This window comes from Streptomyces sp. SID14478, from assembly GCF_010548525.1.
GTDB lineage: Bacteria > Actinomycetota > Actinomycetes > Streptomycetales > Streptomycetaceae > Streptomyces.
This window is the reverse complement of the sequence record NZ_JAAGMG010001109.1, coordinates 1-3,361: the sequence shown is the minus strand read 5'-3', so window position 1 is coordinate 3,361 and position 3,361 is coordinate 1. Positions and strand designations below refer to the sequence as shown.

At 73.5% G+C, this 3,361-nt stretch carries 2 protein-coding genes; both read right to left on the bottom strand.

Annotated elements, in window-relative coordinates; translation table 11 throughout:
- Positions 1-2,146 (bottom strand): discoidin domain-containing protein (locus G3I40_RS35845; protein ID WP_164559015.1); only part of this gene is annotated, 2,146 nt, incomplete at its 3' end.
- A 366-nt stretch (positions 2,147-2,512) separates the two neighbouring features.
- Positions 2,513-3,361 (bottom strand): tetratricopeptide repeat protein (locus G3I40_RS35840; protein WP_164559014.1); only part of this gene is annotated, 849 nt, incomplete at its 5' end.

The window sequence follows — 3,361 nt, the reverse complement described above, 5'->3', positions numbered from 1 at the left end:
AGGCCACGAGGTCGTCCCACTGCTCGCCGTCGGCCGAGCCCTGCACGAGGTAGGCGCGCCCGGCGGCCGCCTCCCAGCGCAGCGTCACCCGGTCGATCGCGTGGGCGGCGCCGAGGTCCACCGCCAACCAGCTGTCCGCGCGCGGGCGTTCGGCCTTGGACACCGCCCAGCGGCTTCCCGCGTCGCCGTCCACTGCCAGCGCCGGGTCCTTGCCCGGCTCGAAGGAGGAGGCGCTCGCGGCGCCGCCACGGGCGAGGTCGGGGCCGTCCGCGCCGTCGCGTGTCTCGACGGCGTACAGGGAGTACCCGTACGTCGGGTCGGGCCGCACACCGAGCATGCGGACGTGGCGTACCTCGGTGCGGGCGAAGGTGAGTTCGTCGACGCGCGCCGTGGTCGTGGTGGGCGCGGTGTCCTTCGCCCGGACCGTGGCCTCGCCCTCCTCGAAGCGGTAGGTGCGGGAACCGTCGAGCCCGGCGACGCCCGGCATGGTGAGGTTGTGGATCTCGAGGTGGCCCTCACCCGCGGCGGTCCCGGTGGTCGCGTAGACGACCGCGCCCGTGGGCAGCGTCGTGTACCCGGCGTATCCGGTGTCCAGCCGCAGCACCGTCGCGCTGCCGTCGAAGCCGTCCCGCACCGACTCGTACGTGCGCACCGACCGGGCCGCGACCTTCGCCGAGGTGGTGGGCAGGAACACCGGGGTGCCACCGCTGAGCCGGAACAGCCAGTCGTCGTGGGCGGGCTGCCAGGCGAACTTCACGAAGCCGGCCTTGCTGACGGCGCCCGCCCACGCCGCGGGCGACTGGTGCGAGACGAGCCCGGGACCGGTGCCGAAGTCGGTGACGCCCGAGGCCTGCGCGAACAGTTCGGTCCGCGACAGCGGCCGCACGTGGCGGCCGTCGGCGGCCGCCCACACGTGCAGGAGATAGCTGATGGCGATCTCGGCCCGGGCCTCCGGTTCGTACTTGGGCTCGCCGGAGAACTTCGCGAGACGGTACTCCGGCGGGTACTTCTGGTACGCCTCCAGGCGCGCGGCGAGCTCCTCCTCGGCGCGGGCGGCGGCCCGGTCCCCGGTCACCTGCGCGAGGAAGGCCAGCGGGATCACGTCCCTGCCGTACAGGTGCTCACGGTCGTTGACCATGGGCATCAGCGGCTCGCCCGCGTCGCTCATGACACCGAGCAGCGTGTGCCACAGCGGTCCGGCGTTGGGCTGCGCGGTCAGGACCTCGGGCAGCGGCTGCCCCGCGGCGAGGAAGTGCGCGGAGTTGCGGCCCGACGTACGCCACAACTCCTCCTGGTAGTGCGGGCCGAAGGAGAGGTGGTTCTCGACGATGAACGTGTCGTACAGGTTGTGCGCGGTGTTGCGGGAGACGGGCACGCCGTCCACGCGCGCGGGGTTGGCGAGATCCGCGGGCGGCAGCCCGGCCTCGTTGCGCGACCACGTGCCGTACGCGGCGGCCCACGCGGACCGGCGCTTGTCGTCCGGGGCCCAGGCGAGGGCGGGCGCGAGCGTCTGCGCGTACAGCCCCATCTCCTCCAGCTTGGTGTCGCCGACGTAGCCGCCCTGCAGCCCGTTCGGCGTCCAGTCACCGGAGTCCGGGTCGTCGCCGGTGCCCAACCCGGTGGTGTACGCGGCCTGTTCGCGGGTGATGGTGTCGACGGCGGTGCGCGTCGCCGCGTCGAGGTCGTCCCACAGCAGGCGCGCGGCGAGCAGGAAGTACGACTGGAAGGTGGTGTCGAAGAAGAGCTTGCGCCCCCACTGACTGCCGCCGGTGAGCCGGTTCGAGGCGGCGAAGCGGCGCAGGGTGGCGAGGGTCCGCTGCTTCAGCGTCTCCCGGTCGATACCGGCCCGCTCGGCGTCGTAGCTGCCGTGGGTGAGCAGCACGGCGTTGCCCAGCACCACGGCGAAACCGAAGTCCTTGTCGGTGTAGTACCCCTTGGCCTCGTCCCACTGGGTCTCGGACCAGTGCGTGTGGTTGAGCAGCACGCGGTGGTACGTGGCCGCGACGTCGTCGGGGGGCGTGTCGGTGCGGCCCTCGGCCCGCGCGAGGGAGGGGCCGAGGACGGAGGGGAGGGCGGCCACCGTGCCGGTGACGCCGAGGAGTTGCAGGAACCGTCGCCGGTCGACCTGCAGGGGGATGTGCGGCACGGGTGGAGCCTCTCTGGTTGGACAACGTTGTCAGGAGGGGGTGCCGCCCATTGTTCGACGGCATGCGGACGTGCGTCAACGGGTGGGACGGGAGCGGTTGCAGGGGCTGACGTGCCAGGACACGGGACGCCGGGTCCTCGTGTCAGACGGAGAGCGGCTATCCGCCGCCGCCTCACGCCAGGGGCGGGCCTGCCGAATGACCACGAGGCAGCCCAGGGTGACGTCCGGGTGGGAGGTCCAGGTGGCCGTCCGGCCGGTGTGCACGGCACGGTTCGGCAAGGCGGACGGTGCGCGCCGGACGAGGTGGCTCGCCGAGCCGGGGAGATCGTCCTGTGCAGGATGATCTCCCCGGGCAGGGCAATACAGCTAGGCGGTCGCCCCGAGGGTGATCTCCGAGCGGAAGGCGGCGATCGTGGCCCGTGCTCCCCGCAGGCCGATGTCCGCGAACTCCCGGTCCAGCGCGGCGAGTTCGGCGAGCGTCTCCTGGGGAGCGCGGCCCAGACGGGCCCGCGACTTGGCGAGGCCGAGCCGGGCGAGGGCCGCGCCGCGGGTCTCGCGCATCGCACGGAACTCCTCCAGTGCGATGCCGTAGGTGACGCGGGCCGCCTCGTACCAGCCGGCCCGGTAGAGGAGGTTGCCGCGCATCTTGTGGTTGTAGGCGAGGGCGCCGGCCAGGTCCATGTCGCGGCAGATGGCCTCCGCCTCGGTCAGCAGGGCGAGCGCCCGGTCCGCCTCGCCGCGCAGGGACAGGACGTCGGCCACGCCGCGCAGCGACCAGGCGCGGCCCCGGGCGTCGTCGGCCTCGGTGGCGATGCGGACGGACTCCTCGAAGAGGTCGAGGGCCTTCGCGTGGTCGCCGGTGTTGCGGTGCATCTGGGCGATGCCGGACATCGCCCACACCATGTGGCGGGGCTCGCCGTGCGCCCGTCCCTGCTCCAGGAGTTGTTCGTGCAGTGCGGTGACCGCCGCGTAGTCGCCCTGGATGCGGCCGGTCTCCGCGAGACCCGCGAGGGAGTAGCCGTGGGCGAGCCGGTCGCCGCTGCCCGCGGCGAGCGTGACGGCCCAGGTCAGCAGGCGGCGGGCCAGCGTGAGCCGGCCGCACTGCCGGGCCAGGGTGCCGCCGCTCCACAGCGCCCATGCCATGGCGCCATCGTCGTCCGCGGTGCGCGCGCTGCGGTAGCTGTCGCGCCAGGCGGCCCGCGCGTCCTCGACCCG